This is a genomic window from Enterococcus rivorum (assembly GCF_001742285.1).
GTDB classification, from domain to species: Bacteria; Bacillota; Bacilli; order Lactobacillales; family Enterococcaceae; genus Enterococcus_L; species Enterococcus_L rivorum.
Genome location: NZ_MIEK01000014.1, coordinates 1 through 25,438 on the forward strand (window position 1 = coordinate 1; position 25,438 = coordinate 25,438).

Annotated in this window: 20 protein-coding genes and 1 pseudogene; 16 read left to right on the forward strand and 5 right to left on the reverse strand. The window is 34.9% G+C overall.

Annotation, left to right across the window (positions count from 1 at the left end; translation table 11 throughout):
- Nucleotides 1–131: 131 nt before the first annotated feature.
- Nucleotides 132–1,640 (reverse strand): helix-turn-helix domain-containing protein, encoded by a 1,509-nt coding sequence (locus tag BCR26_RS06470; RefSeq protein WP_069698168.1) that lies wholly within the window; start codon nucleotides 1,638–1,640, stop codon nucleotides 132–134.
- Nucleotides 1,641–2,003: 363 nt separating this feature from the next.
- Here BCR26_RS06470 and BCR26_RS06475 point away from each other — a divergent pair, with 363 nt between their 5' ends.
- The 11 genes from BCR26_RS06475 to BCR26_RS06525 all read left to right on the forward strand — a co-directional run bounded on the left by BCR26_RS06475 (nucleotide 2,004) and on the right by BCR26_RS06525 (nucleotide 14,800).
- Nucleotides 2,004–2,342 (forward strand): EF2685/EF0750 family sortase-dependent surface protein, encoded by a 339-nt coding sequence (locus BCR26_RS06475; protein WP_069698169.1) that lies wholly within the window; start codon nucleotides 2,004–2,006, stop codon nucleotides 2,340–2,342.
- Nucleotides 2,342–3,148: a WxL domain-containing protein gene (locus BCR26_RS06480; protein WP_084387046.1), complete on the forward strand. Its 807-nt coding sequence runs from the start codon at nucleotides 2,342–2,344 to the stop codon at nucleotides 3,146–3,148. Before BCR26_RS06475 ends, BCR26_RS06480 begins: the two co-directional genes overlap by 1 nt.
- A gap of 67 nt (nucleotides 3,149–3,215) precedes the next feature.
- Nucleotides 3,216–4,046 carry a WxL domain-containing protein gene (locus BCR26_RS06485; RefSeq protein WP_069698170.1) on the forward strand — a complete coding sequence of 277 codons (831 nt, stop codon included), beginning with the start codon at nucleotides 3,216–3,218 and terminating at the stop codon, nucleotides 4,044–4,046.
- Between the two features lie 303 nt (nucleotides 4,047–4,349).
- Nucleotides 4,350–5,477, forward strand: a complete 1,128-nt coding sequence (locus BCR26_RS06490; RefSeq protein WP_069698171.1) for a WxLIP family cell surface protein — start codon at nucleotides 4,350–4,352, stop codon at nucleotides 5,475–5,477.
- A gap of 39 nt (nucleotides 5,478–5,516) precedes the next feature.
- Nucleotides 5,517–6,185 (forward strand): hypothetical protein, encoded by a 669-nt coding sequence (locus tag BCR26_RS06495; protein WP_069698172.1) that lies wholly within the window; start codon nucleotides 5,517–5,519, stop codon nucleotides 6,183–6,185.
- Between the two features lie 37 nt (nucleotides 6,186–6,222).
- Nucleotides 6,223–8,640 carry an RICIN domain-containing protein gene (locus BCR26_RS06500; protein ID WP_069698173.1) on the forward strand — a complete coding sequence of 806 codons (2,418 nt, stop codon included), beginning with the start codon at nucleotides 6,223–6,225 and terminating at the stop codon, nucleotides 8,638–8,640.
- A gap of 406 nt (nucleotides 8,641–9,046) precedes the next feature.
- Nucleotides 9,047–11,428 carry an RICIN domain-containing protein gene (locus tag BCR26_RS06505; protein ID WP_069698174.1) on the forward strand — a complete coding sequence of 794 codons (2,382 nt, stop codon included), beginning with the start codon at nucleotides 9,047–9,049 and terminating at the stop codon, nucleotides 11,426–11,428.
- Between the two features lie 246 nt (nucleotides 11,429–11,674).
- Nucleotides 11,675–12,226: a signal peptidase I gene (gene lepB / locus BCR26_RS06510; RefSeq protein ID WP_245676922.1), complete on the forward strand. Its 552-nt coding sequence runs from the start codon at nucleotides 11,675–11,677 to the stop codon at nucleotides 12,224–12,226.
- Nucleotides 12,227–12,454: 228 nt separating this feature from the next.
- Nucleotides 12,455–13,339, forward strand: a complete 885-nt coding sequence (locus tag BCR26_RS06515; protein ID WP_069698176.1) for an ABC transporter ATP-binding protein — start codon at nucleotides 12,455–12,457, stop codon at nucleotides 13,337–13,339.
- A complete protein-coding gene (locus BCR26_RS06520; RefSeq protein WP_069698177.1) occupies nucleotides 13,336–14,088 on the forward strand; it encodes an ABC transporter permease in 753 nt (250 codons plus the stop codon). Before BCR26_RS06515 ends, BCR26_RS06520 begins: the two co-directional genes overlap by 4 nt.
- A gap of 10 nt (nucleotides 14,089–14,098) precedes the next feature.
- On the forward strand, nucleotides 14,099–14,800 hold the full coding sequence (locus tag BCR26_RS06525; RefSeq protein ID WP_069698178.1) for a DNA polymerase thumb domain-containing protein: 702 nt from the start codon (nucleotides 14,099–14,101) through the stop codon (nucleotides 14,798–14,800).
- A 680-nt stretch (nucleotides 14,801–15,480) separates the two neighbouring features.
- Here BCR26_RS06525 and BCR26_RS18270 read toward each other — a convergent pair.
- Nucleotides 15,481–15,651 carry a transcriptional regulator gene (locus BCR26_RS18270; protein WP_139124897.1) on the reverse strand — a complete coding sequence of 57 codons (171 nt, stop codon included), beginning with the start codon at nucleotides 15,649–15,651 and terminating at the stop codon, nucleotides 15,481–15,483.
- 137 nt (nucleotides 15,652–15,788) lie between these two features.
- The gene (locus tag BCR26_RS06530) at nucleotides 15,789–16,367 is read right to left on the reverse strand and encodes a tyrosine-type recombinase/integrase (RefSeq protein ID WP_069698179.1); all 579 of its coding nucleotides are present in this window, start codon (nucleotides 16,365–16,367) and stop codon (nucleotides 15,789–15,791) included.
- Nucleotides 16,368–17,521: 1,154 nt separating this feature from the next.
- Between BCR26_RS06530 and BCR26_RS06535 the strand changes: the two genes are divergently transcribed.
- The 3 genes and pseudogenes from BCR26_RS06535 to BCR26_RS06545 all read left to right on the forward strand — a co-directional run bounded on the left by BCR26_RS06535 (nucleotide 17,522) and on the right by BCR26_RS06545 (nucleotide 19,752).
- Nucleotides 17,522–18,202, forward strand: coding sequence for a Crp/Fnr family transcriptional regulator (locus BCR26_RS06535; RefSeq protein WP_069698180.1), 681 nt, complete (start codon nucleotides 17,522–17,524; stop codon nucleotides 18,200–18,202).
- 49 nt (nucleotides 18,203–18,251) lie between these two features.
- Nucleotides 18,252–19,142, forward strand: coding sequence for a sensor histidine kinase (locus tag BCR26_RS06540; protein WP_245341940.1), 891 nt, complete (start codon nucleotides 18,252–18,254; stop codon nucleotides 19,140–19,142).
- Between the two features lie 11 nt (nucleotides 19,143–19,153).
- A pseudogene (locus BCR26_RS06545) lies at nucleotides 19,154–19,752 on the forward strand (response regulator).
- A 239-nt stretch (nucleotides 19,753–19,991) separates the two neighbouring features.
- Here BCR26_RS06545 and BCR26_RS06550 read toward each other — a convergent pair.
- On the reverse strand, nucleotides 19,992–21,035 hold the full coding sequence (locus BCR26_RS06550) for a HAMP domain-containing sensor histidine kinase (protein ID WP_245676924.1): 1,044 nt from the start codon (nucleotides 21,033–21,035) through the stop codon (nucleotides 19,992–19,994).
- A gap of 29 nt (nucleotides 21,036–21,064) precedes the next feature.
- Nucleotides 21,065–21,739: a response regulator transcription factor gene (locus BCR26_RS06555; protein ID WP_069698182.1), complete on the reverse strand. Its 675-nt coding sequence runs from the start codon at nucleotides 21,737–21,739 to the stop codon at nucleotides 21,065–21,067.
- Between the two features lie 156 nt (nucleotides 21,740–21,895).
- Between BCR26_RS06555 and BCR26_RS06560 the strand changes: the two genes are divergently transcribed.
- Nucleotides 21,896–24,277 carry an ABC transporter ATP-binding protein/permease gene (locus BCR26_RS06560; protein WP_069698183.1) on the forward strand — a complete coding sequence of 794 codons (2,382 nt, stop codon included), beginning with the start codon at nucleotides 21,896–21,898 and terminating at the stop codon, nucleotides 24,275–24,277.
- Nucleotides 24,278–24,523: 246 nt separating this feature from the next.
- Nucleotides 24,524–25,318: a TIGR00282 family metallophosphoesterase gene (locus BCR26_RS06565; protein WP_069698184.1), complete on the forward strand. Its 795-nt coding sequence runs from the start codon at nucleotides 24,524–24,526 to the stop codon at nucleotides 25,316–25,318.
- Nucleotides 25,319–25,438 lie beyond the last annotated feature (120 nt).

Consider the following 25,438-nt stretch of genomic DNA (forward strand, 5'->3'; position numbering starts at 1 on the left):
TATACCAAGAAAATCATTAAAGTATCAGACACCATTAGAGGTATTTTTGAGTTACGTAAATGATAAGCATTTGTCCAGCTTAATTTGACAAATCAAACATATAAAAAAGTTAGTCATGTTTGTAAGAAAAATTAGTCTAAATCTTCTTTGGAAAATAATTTTTTTAAAATCATTTTTTGGATAATTTGAGTCAAATCTACCCATTGCTCGTATTTTTTTGAGGAGCCTAAAACAAATACACTTTTATTTGTCTTTGAAAACTCGAACGTGTCTGCAACAATTAGATTCGCTTCTTCAATATTATCGGTAATCAAAACCACTTCAGGATTAAAAATCTGAGAAATCTTGTTTTTGAAGTAGGCATTTCCGGTGATATCTTTTGATATTCGTAAATAAATGAAGACTTCTACTTTTTTACCCATTAGTAATAATCTGTAAATTAAGGTGTAAAATATTTCTTTAAAAACAAAAGCCTCTTTTTCTTCCTCAAGGTTTATTTGAAAAAAGTCATTTAAAAAAACATCAAAAAATTCTTCGATATTCGCTCTTTTAGGGTTGTCTTTAGGAACAATATAGCTGACTCTTGGGAAATATAATTCAAAGAATAGGTGGCTTTTAGAATTTAGTAATTGAAAAGCTAAGTACATAATCGTGAAAAAATAGATAAAAAGAGATTCTGTTTCATCGGTAAAAGTTCGGTTAAATTTTATTTTTGTTGCATCAATTAGCAGTTTAGAAAATTCGCTAGCTAAGAAATTTTGTTTTGAAAAAAGGGTGCCCAAATGAACCATCTGCTGATATGGAACAATATCTGAAAGGATAAAAAGTGACGCAAAAATAAAATATAAACTTTCGTTAGCTAAATAACTTTTTTCAATATCTGAAAAAATATGATAATTGAAATCATTTAGTAAATGATAGTTTTCTTTAATTAAGTTTAAAGCATCGGCTGTAGCAATGTCAGGGTTAGGAAGAAACGCCTGGTGTTGGACACGTGTATGGACTATCGCAAACCAAAAATATACTGAATTTGTAGCTATTGTTGAATCAGCAATAGTCTCTTTTGGCAGTATAGGTGCCAGTTCTTCTTTGGTTATTTGTTCAAAGGGCCATTCTAATAATTGAAAACTATTGTTTAAAAAAATAAAGCTGAAAAGGCGAATGGAGAATTCGTCTCCAGTTAGGGAAAGATACGTTTTCGAGTTAGTAATTTGGAACCCATAGGCAACCAATTCTTTATTCAATGTTTTAGTAATCCGCGTTAAATAAGAAGAGGTGATAAATAATTTTTCAGTAACTTCTTTAGAGGAGACTTGGAAGTTGGTTGTCAAAAGTACAAGTAATTGAAAGTAAGAAGACTTTTTTAAATGATCTAATTTAAGTTCATGAAAAACCAAAATCTTTTTTTCAGAGTATTTATTTGGAATCCAATATTCTCCTTTTTTATTTGATTCAATAAAGATAGACGAAGTAAAGGATTGTTCTATCTCATAATTTAAATTTTGAATGTAATTTTTTACGGTGTGTTTTGGAATATTTAAGTTAATAGATAGAGAATGAAGTGTTTGTTTTTTTTGAATAATGGAATAGAGTACTAACAGTTCTTTTTGTTTTGAGGTTGATAACATTTTTTTATACATAAGCATGTCCTTTCATATACTAGTCTAACGATAGACTAAAGTTGGAAAACACAATTCGTGTTTTACCTGATATAATAACTAGATATTAATGATAAAGAAAAGTTGTAATTTATTATAAATAACAATTAATATCGTTTTTTTCTTTAAAGTTAGTACTATTCAGATGTACATAAAGAGTTCCTTTAGATTAGCCTGATAATAGACTAATACTAGAAAATCAATAAGTGTTCGGGATGATATAATAACTATATTTTAAAGATATTGTATATTAGAAACTGAATTAAAAAAAGCTTTATCTAATTATTATTTTAAACAATTGTTACAAAAAAAGAAAGTAAATCAAAAGGAGGAGAGAAGGAATTTATGAAAAAAAAAGGTTATTTATTTGCTGTATGTCTGATAGCCTATTTTTCTTTAGCCTCAATGACAGTTACTAAAGCTGCTGAAGGAGGACAAGTAGACAATCGGATAGGTATCACGTTTGAAGAGCCTTCACAATCAACAGATGTTTCTAGTAGTTCTTCTTCAAGTACGCCAGAAGCATCCAGCGAGTCTAGTTCTTCCGCAATTCCAAGTGAAAAGCCTAGAGGTAAATTACCAAAAGCAGGGGAGCTACTTGGCAATTATGGCTTTATAGGGCTTGCTTTATTCTTATTGTTTCTGATTCTATTCGTTATTAAGAAAAGAAAGGGGGAACAATAGTGAATATAAACAAGCAAAAATTGTTTGTAGCTGCTGGTATGCTGACTTTTTTCGGAAGTTTTAATGTAGAGGTCAATGCAAATGACCTTGGAAGTACTGGCACAGTTACTGTTGAAAAAAGTCCAAAAACAGCCATTGTTGATCCAGAGCATCCTCAAGAAGAGCTAATACCAGAGAATTCACATTCAACAGAGGGAGCATTGCGAATTGACTCTGTTTCAGATTGGAATTTCGGGAAAGTCTCTTTGAATCCAAAAGAAGGAGATTTGCTCTATTATTTAAATTCCCAACGCTTCTTAAATAGTGATGCCGTTCGTGGAAGCCATGTTCAGATTACAGACAATCGAGAAGCTGCAGGTAGTTGGACACTGCAAGTGAAACAAAATAGCCAATTTAAGAATTCAAGCATTCCAAAGAAAGAAGAGCAGGAATTGAATGGAGCGACTTTTTCTCTAGACAAAATTTGGGTGAACAGTATTGGGGAGAGAGAATTGCCAACGGTGACACGTGATACCATTGCTTTTCAAAATTTCGATCAAACCTATAATATCGCTCATCTAGAAAAAGAAAAAGGTCAGAATGGCACTTGGTTGATTGTTTTTGGCGCTTCGGCGACCAACGAAGATCATCAAGAGAACACTTTAAAACCAGAGTTAGATTTAGAGGGCAATGCTGTTGTTGATGAAGAAGATGGGAAACCAATCTATAGAAATGAAGCAATTAGCATTAGAATTCCCAAAAAAACGAAGATTCATCCAGTAACCTATGAAACAACGTTCACGTGGATACTAGGGGACTTACCTTAATTAGTGATACCTTTGAGGCAACTCAAGTGATCAAATATATAAATTATACTACAGGAGGAAACACAAAATGAAGAAAACAACATTTGCATCATGGGCTTTATTAGCCGCACTAACAGTAGGAACGGCTATGCCAGCAGTATCTTTTGCTGAGGAAGCAGCAGAAAATAATCCAGAGCTAGCTAAACAATTAAACTCTACAGGTACTGTAGAAGTAACAGAAGGACAGTCTGGTGACAAAACACCGCTTGATCCAGAAGATCCATCAACTGAAGTACCAAAGGATCCAGAAGTAGTTGACAACAACCCTAATACAGGAGCAATGTCAATCGAAAAAACAACTAGTTTGAACTTTGGGAAAATAGCAACATCTGCTAACAAAGTAGTTCAATATGCTGTCCCAGTGATATTTGATATCCCAGTAATCCCTGGAGAGCTTGATGGAGAAACAAAAAAAGAGAATCGTGGGAATTTTGTACAGTGGACAGATGTTCGTGCAGGTGCAAATTATGGTTACACTATTACAGCTGAATTATCAAGTCAATTTACTGGAAAAGGTGGAACAAAATTAAACGCAGCACAAATCAATTATAGTAATGGTGAGGTTAGAACAACAGACGCTGATCAGCCACAACTAGACCAAATGAACACAGCCTTCTCATTAATGGAAGCTGAAGAGGGTAAAGCAGGCGAAAATGCAGTGACAGTTGTGACTGCTGATAAAACAAAACAACAAGGTAAAGGTCGCTTTATTATGGCATTTGGTAAATCAGACGCAGATAAAGATAAAGATACGACTGGTAAATCTGTTCAATTAGAAATTCCTTCAAAGACAGCATCTAGTATGGCTGCTGATACTTATACTGCAAAAGTGACATGGAAAATTGTTGCTGCGCCATAAGGATTAATAGAAGAGAAGATGACAGTTGTTTCGGCATAAGAAATTTTCCGAAACAGTCAAGAACGTAGTGTTTTCATATGATTAGAATAAAGTGAATCACTATTTTTGACCGCTGTCTACTCAAATTATGAGTGCCTAAATAGAGGTTGGTACAGAAAGTTTAGCTCTGTAGGAGTGACTTCTGTACCACCATTTATTCATAGTTTGAAAAAAGTATGCTGATAAGATTTATTTACTTAGAGTTCACTGAACTAAAGGAATTTAACATACATACATAAAAACATAAAAAATGTGAGGTTTAATATGAAAAAAATAGTTAGTAAGAAAAAGAGTTTAGTATTATCTGTTATTGCATTACTTGTTTTATTTTTGGGACTAAATATTTCAGAAAATGCCTATGCAAATGAAGAAAAATCAAAGAATCTAGATACAATTACAGGATTTACCTATAGTCTCACTTTTCCAGAGAATCAAGTATCTCAGGATTTGGGATACTATAAACTAAAAATGGCGCCTGGCCAGAAACAAACAGTGCAGTTTGAATTAAGTAACCCTAGCACTGAAAAATTGGTGGTAGGGATTTCTAAAAATGGCGCTAAAACCAATCAAAATGGTGTGATTGAATATGGGGAATCAACTATAAAAAATGATCCATCCTTGAAATTCGATTTTAAAGATTTGATTGAAATGCCGAAATCAGTTGAACTAGCCCCAGGCGAAACGAAAAAAGTTCAAGTGAATATTTCGATGCCTAGTACTGCCTATGAAGGTACGATTGCGGGTGGTATTCAATTAATGAAAGAAGAGCAAAATCAGCCAGAAACAAGTGGGGGCGGCTCGCAAGTTATTAATCAATATGCTTATGTCATCGCTTTTTTATTGGAAGAATCAGCGACGGAATTGAAACCAGATTTAAAATTTAATAAGGTTTATGCAGGACAGAATAATTATCGCAATACGCTTTTCGTTAATTTTTCTAATGTTTTGGCGACGTATTTAAATGACATGACCATTGAAACACAAATTATGAAAAAAGGTAGCAATGCAGTTTTGTTTGAACGGAAACAAGCAGGAATGCGAATGGCTCCTAATTCTTTTATTGGGTTTCCAGTTAGTATGAATGGAGAACAGATGGTATCTGGTGACTATACTGCTAAGATTCTGGTTACTTCCGGAGATAAGAAATGGGAATGGACAGAAGGATTCAAGATCACACAAGAAGAGGCTGATAAATTTAACGAACGAGATGTTGGCTTAGTCCAAGAAAAAGGACTAGATTGGAAATTAATCGCTCTTTTAGTTGGGGGTATTCTATTTGTTATTGTGATTGTCTTTTTGATTATTCATTTGATTCGTAAAAATAAACAGAAGAAAGCAATAGCCAAAAAAAGAGTACGAATGAACGCTAAAAAGAAAGCATCAAAAAAATAATGTGGAATCCGTTATACCGTAAGGAATAGGAGAAAATGTATGTCGATTTTAGAAATGGTTTTTATTGGTGGCGTTGTATTGACACTCCTTTCCGTTCTGAGTTTGAGTTTCAATAGCATTCAATTTATTCGTTACAATAAACAGCTTAAAGCGCTGCCGATAAAAAAAAGCAAGAATAAAAAGAGAAATAAACAAGTGAAGAATAGACGTCGTCATTTGTTAAAGAAAAAAAAGGGGAGTCTAAAAGGGATAGTGGTCTTTTTACTACTGAGTGTGATAATTGGACTAAGTTCAGTCTACGTATCCTATTATCAGTCTATGAATTTATCTACTGAAGATTCTAATTCGGTTGTGAAGGGCTATTATTTACTAAGAGATTTTGAAACGCAAGTGAAGCTTGCGAAGGAGCAAGGAGAATCCGAAAAAAAAATCCAACAAAATTTACGCTATCTAGCAACAAGTTTAGCTAGTTATGGCATAAAATCGGCTAGTGAGTTAAATGCCAAAGAAGGACAGTTGGTACTAAATCGTTACTATAATGCTTTGAAAGAAATAGGAACGAATGCAAGTACAAATACGGGTAATTTTTACGGGAATAGTAAGCTAGAAGAAGAGTTTTTGACAGATATTGGCAAAGTAAAAAGATACGAAGAGTCGGTTTTTGATTTCTATAAGGTTAATGCAGAAGCCTTTAAGGAAGAAAAGTGAGTTGTTTTGAACCAGACGGGGATTAAGGAGTGAGTTGATGAAAAAAACACGAATAAGTATTTTGTTAATGACTTTATTTGGCGTAAGTCTCTTTACAAGTCAAACAACTTTCATTGCATTGGCAGAAAAAAACGTAACAAGCGAAAGTTTGATTCAATCAAGTAAAAAAACAAGTGAGGCTAATTCAGGAAGTGATGAGACGCAGAGTACATCAGTTTCAGAACCAGAAGAACCTAGTTCATCTAGTCAAGGGTTAACAGAGTTGAATCCAACGACAAAACCGGCTAAATCTGTTATCAAGCCTAAAGCCGGTCCAGCACCAGATTTAATCAGTGAGTTTTATGTTATCAAACCTAAGTTAACAAGATATGATCATCTTGTTCTCGATTTGAATACAACGAAACAAAGTTTAAATTTAAGTAAGCAAAATAGCTTAGGGAATCAATTGCTTGGGGTTGAATGGCGTCCAGAGTCTAATGCGTATATTATTTATCTTTCAGCTGATAAGCAAGTCCTTTTGAAACCAGCTGGGAATACAGCTGGCAGTAAGATTACATCTGAAACCCAAAAAAATTCGGTAAATAATTTATCTCGTTTTACTGATGACTATTTGTGGGATATAGAAAGTGTTAATGGCAGCTACAAAATTATAAATAAAAAGAATCAATTAGTTTTAGCTTTGAAAGGGACGTCTAATCATGCTATAGGTGACGATTTAATCTTAGAGAAACGATCAACCGGAGAAAATCAAGAAATGCTGATGACACGTTTTAATGGGTATTACGCAATTAAATCAGAGGGACTATCAGCCACTGGAAGTAACGTTATTGATATAAATAATGGATTTGGTATTGGAAATGATATTATGACATCCTTAAATGGTGGTTATGCTAGTCAAAAATGGTTTGTCTTATATTCAAGTGACGTGAATGCCTATGTTCTAGGGAATGCTTTTGACAAAAGGATGTTGTTAAGTGCAGAGAAGGGACCAGGTAAATCGCCTATAACTAGTTCCTTTAATCCTAAAGCCTCATTATCGTATAAATATAGACATATCCTCTATTCAGTTAAGGATTATAAAAATAGGGAAAATATTTATGAAATTTGGGGCAATCCAGGATACATGTTTGCTTCGGAAAAAAAACCTTCCTTACCTCAATTAGTCACCTACGAGTCAAAGGTAAATGGTAATCCTATGGGGCTATGGGAATTAGATCAGGTAGGAACCATTCCACCGCCTAACTTAACGGACTTTAGGTTAGATAAGCAAGGGACAAATCCTACCTACTATGTTGGAGAAACCATCAACTATTCAGCTACGGTAAAAACATCGGATTTTAGATTTATGACGGCATATTATAGGTACGATTCCGAACGTTATAAGGTGATGGATTTAGATCTTTTTGTTGTGAATAATGAGGTTAACTTTTCTGGCGAATGGGATACCCTTCAGATGGAAAAAGAAGAAGATTTTAAAGAAGGGGAACGCTTTATTGAGCTACTAACGAAAGGTGATGGTCTCTTCAATTCAAATTCTTTGGCTGCGAGAGTTAAGATTCTTTACCCAACGCCAACAGCTGAACCGATTCCTCAAAAAATTTACCGCAATAGCAAACTGAGCCAATTTAAAGGGGAAGACTTTGTCAAAGATATCAAGGATGAAGTTGGGAATCCGATCGAGGTCAAATTAGTCAGTTTAGATACTTCCAAAGTTGGAGAAACTAAAGCGGTAGTCTCTTTAACCAATCAGTACAAAACAATAGAAATAGAAGTTCCTGTGGAAATTGTTAAAGAGCCAGCGAAACTAAAGATTGATTTTGTGAATGAAGCAGAAACCTTACTACCAGGTTACAGCATAACACTGGATGGTTTTGTTGGAGATCCTATTGATTTGACTAAAGAGCAAGAGGTAATCGATCAGTTATTAAATATCAAAAGAGCAGGGTACAAGATCGTTGGAAGGCCGGAAAATGAAACAGCAGTGGCAATGAATGCTACATCTATTTCGGTAAAATATACGTTACAGGGATTAATTACTTTGACTTCAGCGCCGAAAACGCTCGATTTTGGTGCATTGACTTATGATGCAAAAGACAAAAAGGTTGAAAGTCCTTCTTTCGATCAAAAGCTAGTTGTGACAGATACGAGAGCAGATGCTAGTAAAGGGTTTAGTGTTACGGCAGCATTGACCAAACCTTTAACGAATGAAAAAGGCCAAAAATTAGAAGATGTATTGAGTTATGTTTATCAAGATGAAGAGAAGAAATTAACTGAACAGGAGCAAGAAATTTATAAAAACACTGAAGGAGTTCCAGGAAGTTATACTATTTCTGATTCATGGAAAAGCAAAAAAGAGGCAGACGGTTTGAAACTGAAGATTAAAGGCACGACAATGCTGCATACTGGTAAGTATCAAGGTGTGATAACTTGGAAGATAATGGCGGGTCAACCGTAGAAAAGTTAGTCTAGTTTATAGTGCTAAAGATTGTTTCATAGGTGTTAATTTTTAAAAACCGAGTAGTTACTATGATTCATCATAGAATTAATGCTCTTTCGTGATTTATAATCATAAGAAGAAATTCACGAAAATTGTTGTTTAAATTTTCGTGAATTTTGGTTTATTTTAGAATAGAGCAAATGCCTTTGAAATTTACATATTACTGTTACTTATTTGCTCCACTATTTCATGGTGATTATAGTGATACAAAATATTGGAGAGACTCTTTTTTTCTCATGGTGTATTCAGATTTAGAGAGTCGAAATGAAGATGAATCTGTTTTGAAGACTAGTATGGTTCAACGTAGTTTTTCAAAGAAAAAAGTGAGTTGTTTTGAACGAAACAAAATTAAGGAGTGAATGAAGTGGTAAAAAAAACACTGATAAATTTTTTGTTAATGACCTTATTTGGCGTAAGCCTCGTTGTTTGTCAAAGAACCCCAATTGTGTTAGCGGATCAAAGTGAGAGTACAAAGCAGTCAAGTCAGGAAACTAGTGCGACTGATTTCGGTGGTGTTGAGTTGGAGACTTCCACGCCTACTGAGTCAGAGAGTAGTATTTCTAGTCAAAAGGAAACTGAGTCGAGTTCAGCGACAAAACCGAAGAAACCTGTGATCAAGCCTAAAGCAGGACCGGCACCTGGGATAATCAATGATTTCTATATCATTAAGCCGAAACTAACTAAAAATCAACACCTAGTTGTCGATTTTAGTCTAATCAAACAAAATTTACATCTATATCCACAACATGGAATGGGAAATCAATTGTTTGGCGTTGAATGGCGTCCCGAATCTAATGCGTACATTATTTTTCTTTCAAGTGACAAGCAAATTCTTTTAAAACCAGCTGGGAATAGTGCTGGAAGCAAGATTACAGCTGAGAAACAACAAGTTTCAGTAAATAATTTATCTCATTTTAGTGATGAATATTTATGGGAAATTGAAAGTGCTGAAGGGCACTATAATATCATAAATAAAAAGAATAAGTTGGTTTTAACTTTAAATGGAAATAGTAATCATACAAGTGGAGACGATCTTATTCTGGGGAAACGAAATGGGGGAGATAATCAGTTAATGTCCATTCAGCACTTTAATGGCTACTATTCAATTAAATCAGAATTTTTATCGACTCAAAATCAAAGTATCGTTTTTGACATCCAAGGTGGTATAGGTCGACTCAAAAATATTATTTCGTATCCTTATTCAGGTAATAGTAATCAACAATGGTTTGTTTTGTATTCCAGTGATGTTAATGGTTATGTGATAGGGAATGCTAAAGATAAGACCATCTTAATAAGTTCAGATCAAGGGACAGAGAATCCTCCTCTAACTCGATCCTTTAATAAAAATGTAGCACTCCCAACTAAATTTAAAAATATCCTTTATCCAGTTGGTGATTGGAGTAAGAAGGAAAATGTTTATGAAATTTGGGCAGAGCCTGGCTATATTGTTTCTTCAAAAAGTGGCGCTCCCTTGACTTACAAAAAAGGGGTGTCTGGGAGTACTTCGGCTCGGTGGGAGTTGATTCAGTTAGGGACCATTCCACCGCCTAATTTAGTTGATTTTACTTTAGATAAGAAAAGTAAAGTTCCTATGTATTATGCTGGCGAACCCATTAACTTTTCAGCAAAGGTGCAAACAGAGGATTTTAAATTCGTAACGGCATTTGCCAGAAGAGACTCTGAAAAATATACTGTTATGGACAAGGATTTGCCAGTTGCCAATCATGCGGTAGATTTTACAGGGGACTTTGATACTTCGAATATGAGTGAAGGAGAGCACTTTGTTGAGATGTTTGTAAAAGGAGACGGTCTATTTGTTTCAAATGCTTTGGCTGCAAGAGTTAAAATTGTTTACCCAACACCAACAGCTGAACGAATCCCGCATAAAGTTTACCTCAATCGGAGATTTGACCAATTAAAGGTGGAAGATTTTGTTAAGGATGTCAAAGATGAAATGTCCAACCCTATAGAGACCAAATTAGTCAGTTTGGATACTTCTAAATTAGGAGAGACGAAGGCAGTTATTTCTTTAGCAAATCAATATAAAGAAGTAAAGATAGAAGTTCCTATTGAAATCGTCAAAGAACCAGCTAAATTGAGTGTCGATTTTATGAATGAAGCAGGCACCTTGTTGCCAGGGTACAATTTAACACTGAATGGTTTTGTGGGAGATCCTATTGATTTGACTAAAGAGCAAGAGGTAATCGATCAGTTATTAAATATCAAAAGAGCAGGCTACGAGATAGTTGGAAAACCAGAAAATGAAACATCCGTGGCAATGAATACTACAGCAGTTTCTGTAAAATATAAATTGCAAGGGTTAATCACGTTATCTTCCGCGCCGAAAACACTCGATTTTGGTACATTGACTTATGATGCAAAGGATAAAAAGGTTGACAGTCCTTCTTTTGATCAAAAGCTAGTTGTGACAGACACGAGAGCAGATGCTAGTAAAGGATTTAGCGTTACAGCGGCATTGACTAAACCGTTAACGAATGAAAAAGGCGATGAATTGAAAGATGTATTGAGCTATGTCTATCAAGATGAAGAAAAAAAATTAACAGAGTATGGGCAAGAAATTTATAGAAGTAATTCAGGAATTCCAGGAAGTTATGCTATTACGGATGTTTGGGAGAATCCAGAAGAGCCAGACGGACTGAAATTGAAGATTAAAGGTACGACGATGCTCTATACTGGTAAGTATCAAGGTGTGATAACTTGGAAGATAATGGCGGGTCAACCTTAGAGGGCTGCTATGGACTGGAATTTTTTCAGTGCAATAGATTATTTGAGCCATTATATGGAAATAGGGCACTAAAAAAAGAAAGAATGAAGAAAAATGAGGCAAAAAAGTTCTTCGAGAAAAGAAGTAGTTCGTAAAAATAGAAAACCTTCCTCTGTTAAAGAACGGAGGAGACATCCGAATTCCTCTACCTCTAATAAAAAAAGAAAACACTTAACTAAAAAGAGTCATAAACCAAGTCAGAAATTTTTGAAACGAAAAAAACAGGCCAAAGTCAAACGCCTACTAATAGAATTAGCACTGTCAATTATCTTTGGCTTGTTCCTGTTTTTCGTTACGACACAGTTCTTTTTTAAGGTAGTTGATGTAAATGGATACGGAATGATGCCTACTCTGAGAGAGAATGATGTTGTTCTAGTTCAACGATACAACAATATCAAACGCTTTGATCTTGTTGCATTCAAATATGGGAATGACATTCAAGTTCGACGGGTAATTGGATTGCCGGGTGAACAAATTCGCTATGAAAATGATCATCTGTTTGTTAAAGATGAACCAATTGATGAAAAATTTATTGTTGATGAAATCAACGAGAGCCAACGAAATGGTCGAGATTTTACGGAAAACTTTCCTTCTGCAGAAGGAAAGATAGTAAAAATTCCCAAAGACTACTATTTTATTTTAGGAGATAATCGACCTTATGCCACCGATAGTCGGATATATGGCGTGGTTTCAAAGGACAGTATTATAGGGATCGTTAAAATGCAGCTATTTCCGATCAATGAGTGGAAGAGCTTTTAAGAGATGCGTTTATTTTAGAAGTAGTGTTATTGATTAACAGATTTGAATAAAAAATAGAAGATGAAAAATTACAAAGTATTGTGTTGAAGTACAGGATAAGAACTCTTAATGAGTTTTTTTCCTGTACTTTTTCTATATGACAAATGTCATGTGAAGTCATGACAAGCGTTTCTAACGGAAAAGGTTTTTCTTTAGTATGATAAATATATCAGTAAGGAGGAAGTAAGGATGATTGAAGTGAAGGGATTAAGTAAAGTCATTAAGGGCAAGAAAATTTTAAATAACATTTCTCTATCTATTAATAGAGGGGAAGTAATCGCGCTCGTTGGCCCAAATGGTGCGGGGAAAACAACATTAATTTCTTGTTTGACGGGTTTGATTCGTCCGACAAGTGGAGATATTAAATTATTCGGAAAAAATCCAGCCAACAAAAAAAGTAACGCGGCAATTGGTGTCATGCTTCAAGACAGTACAACATTAGAAAATATTAAGGTGCAAGAGTTATTTACTTTTTTTAGTAGTTTTTATTCAGATACACTGTCATTAGCAGAAGTACTTTCATTAACAGGATTAGAAGAGCAACAGAATACTTATACGACTAAACTTTCTGGTGGACAAAAGCGTCGGTTAACGTTTGGTCTTTCGATTATCGGAAAACCAAATGTACTTTTTTTAGATGAACCTACAACGGGAATGGACGTGACGAGTCGCAAAGTTTTTTGGGAGAAAATTGCTACTTTAACCAAGCAAGGAAAAACGATTATATTAACAACGCATTATCTGGAAGAGATTGAGAAAGTTGCTAGCCGGATTTTACTGATGAAACAAGGAGAAATCATCCATGATGGGACGATGAAGAGTATCCAACAAGAGATGCTACAAAATAAGATTTCTTTTGAAATGCTAGATAAAATCGAGAAGGAACAATTATTAAAATTACCTTTTGTTTCAGAAGTTGAAATAAAGGAGAAGCAAGTAACACTTTATACAGGGAACAGTGATGAAACATTAATTGACTTTTTTGATGGGAAGTTTAATTTTAGGAATTTACTGGTTATCCCTGGGGATTTAGAAACGGTCTTTAATACATTAATGGAGGAGGAAGAGAAATGAACGCTTTATTAGTCCAAACTAAAACAGATTTAACTCGTTCTTTATTTAGGAGTAAGCCTTTTGTCTTTTTTTCATTGGCGATGCCAGTTGGGTTTTATTTACTTTTTACAAAAGTTTTTAACATGGGTGTACCAGAAGAGTACATGGCCATTTTTTACAAAGATAGCATGATTCAAATGTCTACTTACAGTGTGATGATTAGTTCGTTATTTTCTTTTTCTATGACGTTAATTGAAGATCGTAAGCAAGGAGTGAAGCAACTGATCCGGTTGTCCCCTTTACCGGAAAGTAGTTATTATTTTAGCAAGATTTTGACACAGTTTATTATCAATAGTGTATTGATTATCGTTATTTTTATGTTAGGGCGTTTCGTAAATGGAGTAACGATGACGGCGATTCAGTGGATGAGTAGCGGGTTGTGGATTTTGTTCGGTTGCTTACCTGTGATGGCATTAGGGACAATTGTCAGTTTAGTAAAAGATCCTAATACAGCGAGTGTTTTAAACAATATGATTTTGATGCCAATAGCAATTATCAGCGGACTTTGGTGGCCAATCGGCATGTTTCCAGCGTTTGTGCAGAAAGTTGCGCATCAGCTACCTACTTTTTATGCCGCCGAAGGAGCCAAACAGCTAGCCGAAGGAAAATTTCCAGAAAGTAAAGGGATTTTCATTATTCTCATTTATTTTGTTGTGATTATGGTATTATCAATATACTTGAATGGTCGTAAAGAAGAAGTAAGACGTTAGGTGGGATTTTATGGGGAGAAAGATTCGATTGTATCCTGAAGAAGATGGGTTCATTTCCTTTATTTGGTTGATTTTTATATTGATTCCAATAATTAGTATGTTTCCGTATGATAGTTTTGATAAAGTGTTGGCATTAATTGTTTTAGGTGTGTTTGTTGTAACTTATCGCAATTGTTTGTTTAACTGCAAAACAGCGTACGAAATGGCTCGAAAGATGCAGTTGGCAGTCCACGAAAAAACAAAAATTTATACAAAAGTAGGAATTGGAAGCAATCCTTTTTTGGCAAAAGTTACCTTGGATATCGAAGCAAAGAAGAACAAAGATTTTATTGCCGAATGGCGATATAAAGATGTTCCAATAAAATTGTGGGGCATAAAAAACATGACGGACGTTTGTGGGATAGGTCATAAAACAGCTGTAAGACTTGAAAAAATGGGGATCCGATCAATCAAAGAATTGGCGACTACTGATTACTACAAACTAAAAGATCGCTTAGGTATTATTGGTACGCAACTACATGCTCATGCGAATGGTATTGATAGGAGTTTTTTAGGAAATATGCAAGCCCCAAAAGATAAATCTATAGGGAATAGTCAGGTGTTGCCGAAAGTTTACACCAGACAAAGTGAAATTGAGCTTGTACTAAAAGAGATTGTGGATCAAGTTGCTTCTCGATCACTGAAACAAAAAAATACCTCACCATTGGGGTAGGTGAGGAATGGATATTTCTATTGTTAAAAAGGAGTAAAACTTAAGAAATTTATAAGAGTTTGCTGTTGTTGACATATTAATTGTACAAAATAGAAATATGAATAGAAAGTTCTTGAGGAACTACTTATTTGTTTTTTTTGTGTTATTCTTAGTAAAGAAACGTACAACTGAATATTGCTAAAGACCTGTTCGTACTTTAGGACAGGTCGATTCGTTGGATCGTAATAATAACAGCGAGTTCCTCACGAACTTTAAGCAAAAAACAAAGTGGCGTATACTTACCTCATCAGCATCCAAACTGTTATATTTCATTGGTCTGCACCCTTCGGGGTGTTTTTTTGTACGGATGTTCTATTAACCCCTATGCAACGAAAAAGTACCATGATTTTCATCATGATACTTTTCGTGCTTTTAAAGTCGGACATTAGTCCTATACCTATTATAAACTACAATTAATTTCCGTTCAAAGTTAACGCTAACTACTAATATCAGCTACAGGTAGATTGAAATTTGACGATAGGCTAATGAACGCATCTTTGTTCTTATTATAAAAAATTAATTGCACTTTTTCATAGATTTCTTGCCACTTTCCTTCAGAGACATTTATTTTTGATAATTATCATTTTTGAGATTACAAAAGTTCATCATGACTTCCTGTACGCGTCATTGTTAAGAGTGAACTACTTACCATATTGCTGCACATACTTCTTATGACAGCTTGGACACTCAAACGGGCCAGAATAAACAGTTAATTTCGCTAAATCTCCACAATCACATTTCACATAAAATGTCATCGCTTTATTGAACTGACCATTCGGTACTTTCCATTGATCGTAACTTTCTCGTACCATTTCTTGTCCTTCCTATTTTTTATTAAGGTTTAATTCAGGTTTTAATCGACAATAACTAGCTGAAAACGCCTCAGAATGCTCCTCTCACAACCATAGACTTGTGATTTATTGATTTTCTGGAACATTTAGAACCGATTTCATAAATCTAAACTCATGACAGCTGTATCTTTGTCTTCTTGCGTGATCCCAATGTAACGTAAGGTCACACGCTGGGAAGAGTGATTTAATAATTCTTGAATAATCTCAATATGCGTACCGTTTTTATATAAAAAGTACCCAAATGTCTTTCGCATCGAGTGACTGCCAATATTTTTTAAGCCCATTGTGTTGCCTGCCTTACTGATAACCGCCCACAACGCTTGCTGACTCAATGGCTGATTGTTCGCTTTATGACTCGGAAATAAATAATAATCAAAGTCTTGTATAAGCAACTGCTTAGGAAACTCATTTTTCAAGTAGTCCAGGATCAACTTTCGTAATTTTCTGGAAATGATGATCGAATTATGTTTTCCTGTTTTTTGCTCCTTCATGTCCAATCTTTCTTTAGCTACGACTCGGCCACGAGAAACAGTTAGCACGTCGGATAATTTTAGTCGGCGTAAATCAGAAATTCGATAGGTGGTATTAATCCCAATAGAAAACAACAACACATTTCGTTGACCCATTTTTCCAGCTGATAAAATTCCTTTGATCCCCTCGATCTGTTTTTTTCTCAAATTGTTTCGACAACGTTCAAAAAAATCCCTCTTTTTCTCAACAAGACTTAAACATATTATACCATGTATTAAGTCTTATTCAAAACAACTATAAAAAAAGAGCCTGACCATCATCGTCTGTCACCTTTAGAGCTGTCTCATTTTCCGTCATTTAATGAATATGACATAATCAGTTTGTGTCACATTCATTTATGACATTTGCATGAACTCAATTAATAACTCTTTTTGTTCTTTTCTAGCTAATTTTGAAAATTCTTTTTGTAATTTTTTTGTTGTAACTCCAACAGGAAATCTTTTATTAAAAATACAGTCAATCGTTCTGATTATTGCTAAATCCGTAATTTCCTAACTACCAGAAATATATTTTGCCAGCTGGGTCATTTCACTTTTTATTTCATCTTTTTTTCATATTACCTCTCTCCTTTATACATATTTAATTTTTTTAGGATTAGGATCAAACATTTGATGTTACAATCAAGGATTTATCTATTTCTTTAGACTCTATAAATGAGATAGCTTATCCATTCAAGGAAATTGATTATGACGAGAGAAGTGGAGAGATACTGGAGGGTGGTAATACGTATGTTTTTGTAAAATATGACTATGAAATTCTTCAGGAAGCTGTAGAGCTACGTATGGAAGAAGCTGAAAGGCTCTTAAAAGAGATAAAAAAATTTAAACCTAATTCTGATTCAAAAATCTTAGCTGAAACGGAAACCACTGAAGCGCACTTATAGAGAGCGGATGAACACAACAATTGTCTTGCTGTTATTCGATTTAGAAATAAAGACAAGTCATTAAATTTGGATAAAAGTAGATGTATCTATTACCCTTCAGATTTAGCCGAATTTTTAGCCATTAACCAATAAATAAAAGTATCAAATTTTTTAATTAGGCAGTCAGTAAGAGAAATCTTACTAACAGTCAGTAAGAGAAATCTTACTGACTGTTAGTAAATAGATTGAAACGAGGTAATAGGAACATGAATGTAAAAAGAGAATTTAAAATCAGTTTTCAATTTTTGAAAAAGGTTATTCTTTGCTTTTTTTCAATATACTATTTACACTATAAAAAGTATATTAATATCGGCCTTTATTTTATATAACAAAATTTCTATAATAAATTAGTCTTTTAATAGAGAAAGGATAAATATATTGACTATTTTTTATTTAGACCAAACGATAAAAGAATATAATTCATTTTTTTTAAAAAGAAATATTGAAATACATGGAGAAGATTTTTTTGATAAAATTCATATAAAAAAGAGTATGAACATCGACTTCTTTTTAAAACACAAAAATTTATACTACATTAATTCTGGATCAGCAATGCGTCATTTTATTGATGTGCTCGGAAATAGGAGATCCTTAAATCTTTTTTGGAAAAGCGACATAATTGGTTTCACAACACTTTTTGATGAAAAATCTGTCGAGTGGGAAACCATCGCATTGACCGATATGGAATTGATTGTTATTACTCACAAAAATCTGTTACACGACCTTAATGATGGATTTCAGTTGGTAGGTAAAAATTTCCAATATTATACAAATATTATGTATTGTAGTCAGCAATGTCTCTCTACTTCTGGGTGTGAAAGAATTAATTTTTCCATACTTTCTTTAGCCTACTATCTAGGTAACACTAATGGAAATTATAACTATTTACCTCCCTATATTACTCACGATATTATTTCATGTCTTTCAGCAGTCACTCGATCTTATGTCACAAGACACCTAAAAAAACTCATAACTGAAAATATCATATCCATTGAAAATAGAAAAATTTGTATTAATAACATAGAGGATTTAACTGCGAGAACGCCTAGCTATCAATAAAATTATGGGTATTTTTAATGGGAAAGGGCTTCCGCTCTGGATGGGGTTGATGTATGCTATTTCGTTGTTTTATATGGTCTATTTTGGCTATATTTATTTGTTTATTTACCCTGCCTGGATGATTGGTTTTATTCCAATGAAAAAGAGAATATTTGTTTATTATTATCTTGCGCTACTTTGTACTTTGACACCACTTCCTTTTACTTTAAACAAATTGCCAGAGTATATGGCTCAAGATATGAAAATCACTATTTTTGTCTATGGACTTTTTATTTGTGCCGCCCCCTTCGCTGGACGCTCTATTCGAAAGCAAGCAGAACTTCGAAAGCAAGCGCACCAATCAACTCAACGGATGGAATATGTTATTAAACAAGAAGAACGCTATCGAATTGCCAGAGATTTACACGACACACTAGGGCAATCATTATCTATTATGACGATTAAAACGGATTTAGCAGGGAAACTTTTGGATAAAGATCTTACATTGGCAAAAAAAGAGTTGTCAGAAATTGCAGAGACATCAAGAGGAACCTTGCAGACGGTTCGAGAGATTGTTTCTAGTATGCGCCATGTCTTAATTGTGGAAGAGATGATTCTAATTGAGAAAAATTTGCGCACAGCAAAGATTATTTTAACGACAGAAGGAGAAGAATTGACAGGTGAGATTCCTTCAGCTATTCAAAATACAGTCAGTCTATGCTTAAAAGAGTGTGTAACAAATGTGATTCGACACAGTAAAGCAAGTCGCTGTAAAATTATAATCAGAAAACATGGGGACGAATATCATTTTAGCGTGGAAGATGATGGTCGTGGGATGAACCAAGGTGTACCTGGCAACGGTTTGACTGGTTTGAGGGAGCGAATAACTAGTATTGATGGCCAATTAAATTTTACTGATAAGGATGGAACGAAGGTCACTTTTTCGGTTCCTGTAAATTAAAGGAGAATAAAATGATTAAATTAGTGATTGCTGAAGATCAAGGGTTGTTGTCGTCGGCGTTAGCGACAATTTTAAATTTGGAAGCTGACTTAGAGGAGTGGGCATTGCTTCAAACGGTGAGGAAGCTTTGCAACTAATCGAAAAAGAGCAACCAGATATCTGTTTAACGGATATTGAGATGCCCCGAAAAACAGGACTTGATATAGCAGAAGCTTTAAAAGATAAAAGACAAAAAGTGATTATTTTAACGACCTTTGCTAGAGAAGGGTACTTTGAGCGTGCTGTCAGAGCAGAGGTTTCTGGTTATTTATTGAAAGATACACCTAGTGATGAGCTGATTCAAAATATTCGAGCGGTGATGGAGGGGAAAAAATTTTATTCGCCTGAACTAGTTACCGGAATGCTTTTTCAACAAGATAATCCTTTAACAGATCGAGAACGTGAGGTATTATTGGCCGTTGGCGAAGGTCTTTCATCAAAGGAGATTGCAGGAAAATTATTTTTATCTGATGGAACGGTTCGTAATTATATGTCAGAAATTCTAAACAAACTAGAGGCAAAAAATAGAATTGAAGCGGTTAGTCTTGCGAAAGAGAAGGGCTGGATTTAAGTCAATTCTCTTATTGGAGATAGCTAAAACATACTAAGATTTAGAGAGCGGGACAACTAAAAATCAGTTTTTTTCGCTCTCTAAATCCGAATAAATGGCGAGAAAAAAGCAGGATTTTCGAGATGAACTGAAATTGCCATGGAACACAGAGAATGGCACCTACTTTTGGTCACAGGAATTTGAGGAGCGCCGAATAGACAGCGCGCTTATTATTTAGTCATTCTTCCTAATGATGTCTGTCAATTTTCACGAATCCCTTCTATTTCTTGCTTTATAATGACTGAAAAAGTACTGCCTTGTTCTAATGAGCTTTCAACGACCAATTTCCCGCCACAAAGGTCCACGATTTTTTTTACTAAAGGCATCCCTAGTCCATTTCCTTCTTTTGAATGAGAAGCTTCTCCTTGATAGAATTTATCAAACAAGTGAGCTTGTGTTTCCTTGGACATGCCGATCCCAAAATCTCGAATAATTACGCAGACAGAATCAAAATCAGGCTTAATCTGAACAACTAATGGACTGTCTGGATGGGAAAATTTAATCGCGTTGTCAATCAGATTGATCCATAGTTGCTGTAGTAGTTCTTCATCTGAAAAAATTTGAATGGGTGGTAGGTCCAAATCTAGACTCATATTTTTTTCTTGCCATTTAGGTTCTAAAATCAATAAGACTTGTCTTAATTGTTCGTCTAACTGTATATTTTTTTTATTTGCTAGAATACTTCGATTTTCAATATTGGTCAGGTTCAATACGTTGCTGGAAAGTTTGGTTAAGCGCCCCGATTCTTGAATGATAATTTCAATATATTTTTGACGTTCTGCTTCCGGCAAAGTCGGATCTTTTAGCAATTTGGCAAACCCTTGGATGGAAACAATCGGTGTTTTGAACTCATGAGAAAAATGATTGATAAAATCGCTACGTAGGGTTTCAATGCTATTTAATTCAGTGGTCATTTGGTTGAAACTTTCAGAAAGGCGCATTAGCTCATACCCTCCGTGTTTAAAATGAAGCTTAACATTGAAATCTCCACGCGCAACTTTATCAAGCCCGTCCAGTGCTTTTTTGTACGGCTGCATAATTTTTCGGCTAAATAAGGCGGTCAAAGTAGTTCCGATAACTAAGCTTAGAAAGAATAAAACAATGAAAGGTGCCAAGACATTTTTCTCAGAACCATATCTAGGCGAGCGCTGAATCCAATTCATTTTCACAAAAAAGATGAAAATACTGCCGATTACCATTCCAGTTATTACTAATACAAAAAAGACAAATAAAACAAGCCCCATGGTGATACTCAGGCGTCTAAATAAATTCCTCATAGATTTTTCACCACTTTGTAGCCGAGCCCTCGTACGGTAACAATTGTAAATTCAGGATAATCTGAAAAGCGTTCTCTCAGGCGGTTGATATGGACATTGACTGTTTTTTCGTCTGTTTCTGATTCATATCCCCAAATCTCATCCATTAGAATTAAACGTGTGAAGATTTTTCCCGGATAGCTTAATAGTTTAAAGAGTAATAAGAATTCCTTTTGCGGTAGGGTTTGTTGGAAACTTTCTCGAGAAACGGTGAATGATTCTGCATCAAGAACCACCTCTCCAATCACGATCTTTTGTTCGAAAGCAATTTTTGAACGACGAAGTAGCGCTCTGATTCGTAAAATCATCTCTTCAACATCCACAGGTTTCGTCATATAATCATCTGTTCCAACTAAAAAACCACGTTTTTTTTCATCAGGTGTTTCTTTGGCAGTCACCATTAGAATAGGTAATTGAAAGTTAGCCTCCCTTAATTCTTTCGTTAATTGGAAACCATCCATTTTAGGCATCATAATATCCAAAATGATTAGGCTCACGCACTGTTTATCAAGGATAGTTAATGCTTCTACGCCATTTTCAGCCGAAATTGTACGGAATCCATTATTTTTTAAAACGATTTCCATTAGGTTTCTAGTGTGTTGGTCATCTTCAACAATCAGTATCGTTTCCATTACGAATCCTCCTTTTTCGTTAGCTTGTTCTCTACTCATCTTAGCAGAAAGCCAACATTTCTTCTTCAATTTTCTTCTTTTTTCAATTTGTTAACATTGAGTTAACCATACTTAGGTAAACTCAATATCAACAAACGATAAGGGAATGAAGAAGCTATGTTAGCATTGAAAAAAATTTATAAGCGTTATACAACTGGGGATTTCACTCAAATTGCTCTAAATGGCGTTAGTTTGACGTTTAGGAAAAATGAATTCGCAGCAATTTTAGGTCCGAGTGGTTCAGGGAAAACGACTTTGTTAAATATTGTGGGAGGGTTAGACCATTATGATGATGGTGATCTACAAATAAATGGACAATCCACGAAAAAATTCAAAGATAGCGAGTGGGATGCCTACAGAAATAATAGTGTAGGATTTATTTTTCAAAGCTATAATTTAATTCCTCATTTAAGTGTCTTAGAAAATGTGAAAATGGGGATGACTTTAAGTGGTGTTTCTAATGAAGAAAAACAAAAAAGTGCCTTAGATGTTTTAGAAAGAGTCGGTTTGAAAGAGCATGTCCATAAGAAACCAAACCAACTTTCTGGTGGACAGATGCAACGAGTGGCGATTGCTCGTTCGTTGGTTAACGACCCTGATATTATTTTAGCAGATGAACCTACGGGGGCTTTGGATACACATACAAGTGAACAAATTATGGATCTGATTAATGAAATCGCGAAGGACAAACTGGTTATTATGGTTACTCATAATCCAGAATTAGCAGAAAACTATGCTGATCGGATTATTGAACTGCGAGATGGGGCTGTTATTAAAGACTCTAATCCATATGATGCACAGGAGAGGAGCAGCCATTATCAACTGAAAAAGACTAGCATGAGTTTCTGGAATGCCTTAAAACTTTCTGGAAAAAATATTTCCACCAAAAAATGGCGTACAGGGTTAATTGCTTTTGCCTCTAGTATCGGGATTATTGGAATTGCGTTAGTGCTTTCTTTATCGAATGGGTTTAATAAACAAATTAATTCTATTGAGAATGACACTTTATCAGGCTACCCTATAATGATTAGTCAAACCGCGGAGGAGATTACTTTTGGTCCTGGGACAAGCACAGTAGGGGAAGAGGACCAGGGAGAGAAGGAAAAACAGCGGAAACAAGCCGCTATTTTTCCAGAACAGCCGTCAGAAGAGCAAACGGCTCATAAAAATGAACTATCATTAGAATATCTTGACTATTTAGAGAAAATTGATTCTAAATTGATTTCAGGTCTATCTTTTACAAGAAATGCAACAATGAATTGGCTTCAAAAGGTCAATGACACAGTGACAGTTGTCAATCCAGAAAGTCTGAAATTGGCAAGTTACCCTAGAACGGAAAATAGCGAAGAAAAACCATTTTTAGAAAAAAATTATGATCTTTTAGCTGGGAATTATCCTAGTGGCAAAGAAGAGTTAGTACTTGTTGTAGGAGAAAACAATCAATTAGACCGCGGGATTGTTGATGAGCTAGGTTTGGATGGAGAGCAAAAACAATTAGATTTTAGTCAATTTATTGGAAAAGAATTTAAAACAATTGCCAATAATGAATACTACCAGAAAGAAGGCGAGTTTTTTAAAGCGAAAGGCACGTCAGAAGAATTGACCACGCTGTATGAGGATGGAAAAAGCGGAACCTTAAAGTTGGTAGGTGTGATTAGAGCAAAAGAAGATTTATCGGTTGCTAGTTTATCAGAAGGGGTCAAGTATTCAGAAGAATTGGTAAAAGATTTCATTAATAAAGCGAAAACATCAACGATTGTTCAAGCGCAGGAAAAAGCTGACTTTAATGTTATGACAGGGGAACCTTTCAATGGAGAAGCAGCAGTCACTCAAATCCAAGATCGTCGCCGTTTTGGAAATCCGGATAGCATTCAAGCACCTGCGGTTAGTTCAATTACAAAAGAACAATTGCTAACAAAGTTTGGTGGGGTGGAAACGCCAAGTAACATTACTATTTATCCAGAAGATTTTACATCAAAAGACGAAGTATTGGATTATTTGGATCAATGGAACAAAGGGAAGAAACAAGCACAACAAATTATCTATACAGATATGGCAGCAACGGTAACTTCTTTGATGGGAAGTACATTGGATGCGATTACGATTGTTTTAGTGGCGTTTGCTGCTATTTCGTTAGTTGTCTCGTTAATAATGATTGGAATTATCACGTATATATCTGTCATGGAACGGACAAAAGAAATCGGTATTTTAAGAGCATTAGGAGCTCGTAAAAAAGATATCACCCGTGTTTTTAACGCTGAAACATTTATTATTGGAATGTGTTCAGGTTTATTAGGAATTGGGATTGCGTATCTTGTAACAATTCCGGTGAATATGGTCATGGAAAATATGACGGACATCGCCAATATTGCACAACTAAACCCGTTGCATGCTATATTACTAGTCGTAGTGAGTGTTCTTTTAACAATGCTTGGTGGACTCATCCCAGCAAGAATGGCTGCGAAGAAAGATCCAGTTGAAGCGTTACGATCAGAATAGTCATCAAAAAAACGAGAATAATCTAAAGGATAAATGAATCGTAAAAGATAAAAAATACCGGGCTGACACAAATGGAAGGAGAATTCCAGTGTTGGCTCTTTTTTTTGTAGAAGAGAAAGCCAGATAAGTAAAGAGAGCTTTTAAATAAAAGCTTAAGTCTAATTGTAGAAGAATGAATGAAAACTTTCCTTTCACTGGAAAAACCTCTATAATATCAATAGAAGTTAAAAGAGAAGAGGAAATTATTTGCGTATATTATTTATAGGGGATGTTGTCGGTTCTTTAGGAAGAGAAACATTGACTACTTATTTACCAAAATTAAAAAAGAAATATCGGCCTCAAGTGACAATCGCCAATGGTGAAAATGCTGCAGCAGGCAGAGGGATTACCGGAAAAATTTACAAAAAGTTTTTACAAGATGGTGTTGATGTTGTGACATTAGGTAATCATAGTTGGGACAATAAAGATATTTTTGATTTTATTGATGATGCAAAAAAAATGGTTCGTCCTGCAAACTTTGCGGAAGGTGTTCCTGGAAAAGGGATGGTTTTTGTCAAAGTGAACCAACTAGAATTGGCTGTTATTAACTTGCAAGCTCGCACATTTATGGTGCCTTTAGACGACCCCTTCCAAAAAGCAAAAGAATTGATTGCAGAAGCCAGAAAGAGAACCCCTCTTATTTTTGTTGATTTTCATGGAGAAACAACTAGTGAGAAGCAGGCGATGAGCTGGTTTTTAGATGGTGAAGTGTCAGCGGTTGTGGGCACACACACTCATGTACAAACGAATGATGCAAGGATTTTACCTAAAGGAACGGCGTATTTAACTGATGTCGGCATGACAGGACCTTACGATGGCATTCTAGGGATGAAACGTGGGCCGATCATTGAAAAATTTATGACTTCTTTGCCAAAACGGTTTGAAGTAGTGGAAGAAGGTCGCAGCCTGCTTTCTGCATGTATTATTGATATTGACGATCAAACAGGTCAAGCGACTAAAATTGAACCAATCCAAATTAGTGAAGATCGTCCTTTTGAATAACAAGCAACTAGTTGAAGCAAAACGAATGATGTATTGGTGTTGGCGATAAATGATTGAAAAGAGGCTAGAATCAAACTCCAAGAGTTTTGTTTTAGTCTCTATTATTTTAATACGCGATAA

Excerpts from the sequence above, each read along its gene's own strand:
- BCR26_RS06555 (WP_069698182.1), bottom strand. The coding sequence starts at position 21,739 with ATGGAAACGATACTGATTGTTGAAGATGACCAACACACTAGAAACCTA.
- BCR26_RS06490 (WP_069698171.1), top strand. The coding sequence starts at position 4,350 with ATGAAAAAAATAGTTAGTAAGAAAAAGAGTTTAGTATTATCTGTTATT.
- BCR26_RS06485 (WP_069698170.1), top strand. The coding sequence starts at position 3,216 with ATGAAGAAAACAACATTTGCATCATGGGCTTTATTAGCCGCACTAACA.
- BCR26_RS06560 (WP_069698183.1), top strand. The coding sequence starts at position 21,896 with ATGTTAGCATTGAAAAAAATTTATAAGCGTTATACAACTGGGGATTTC.
- BCR26_RS06470 (WP_069698168.1), bottom strand. The coding sequence starts at position 1,640 with ATGTATAAAAAAATGTTATCAACCTCAAAACAAAAAGAACTGTTAGTA.
- BCR26_RS06525 (WP_069698178.1), top strand. The coding sequence starts at position 14,099 with ATGGGGAGAAAGATTCGATTGTATCCTGAAGAAGATGGGTTCATTTCC.
- BCR26_RS06520 (WP_069698177.1), top strand. The coding sequence starts at position 13,336 with ATGAACGCTTTATTAGTCCAAACTAAAACAGATTTAACTCGTTCTTTA.
- BCR26_RS06550 (WP_245676924.1), bottom strand. The coding sequence starts at position 21,035 with ATGGGGCTTGTTTTATTTGTCTTTTTTGTATTAGTAATAACTGGAATG.
- BCR26_RS06495 (WP_069698172.1), top strand. The coding sequence starts at position 5,517 with ATGTCGATTTTAGAAATGGTTTTTATTGGTGGCGTTGTATTGACACTC.
- BCR26_RS06475 (WP_069698169.1), top strand. The coding sequence starts at position 2,004 with ATGAAAAAAAAAGGTTATTTATTTGCTGTATGTCTGATAGCCTATTTT.
- BCR26_RS06515 (WP_069698176.1), top strand. The coding sequence starts at position 12,455 with ATGATTGAAGTGAAGGGATTAAGTAAAGTCATTAAGGGCAAGAAAATT.
- BCR26_RS06540 (WP_245341940.1), top strand. The coding sequence starts at position 18,252 with ATGTATGCTATTTCGTTGTTTTATATGGTCTATTTTGGCTATATTTAT.
- BCR26_RS18270 (WP_139124897.1), bottom strand. The coding sequence starts at position 15,651 with ATGGTACGAGAAAGTTACGATCAATGGAAAGTACCGAATGGTCAGTTC.
- BCR26_RS06500 (WP_069698173.1), top strand. The coding sequence starts at position 6,223 with ATGAAAAAAACACGAATAAGTATTTTGTTAATGACTTTATTTGGCGTA.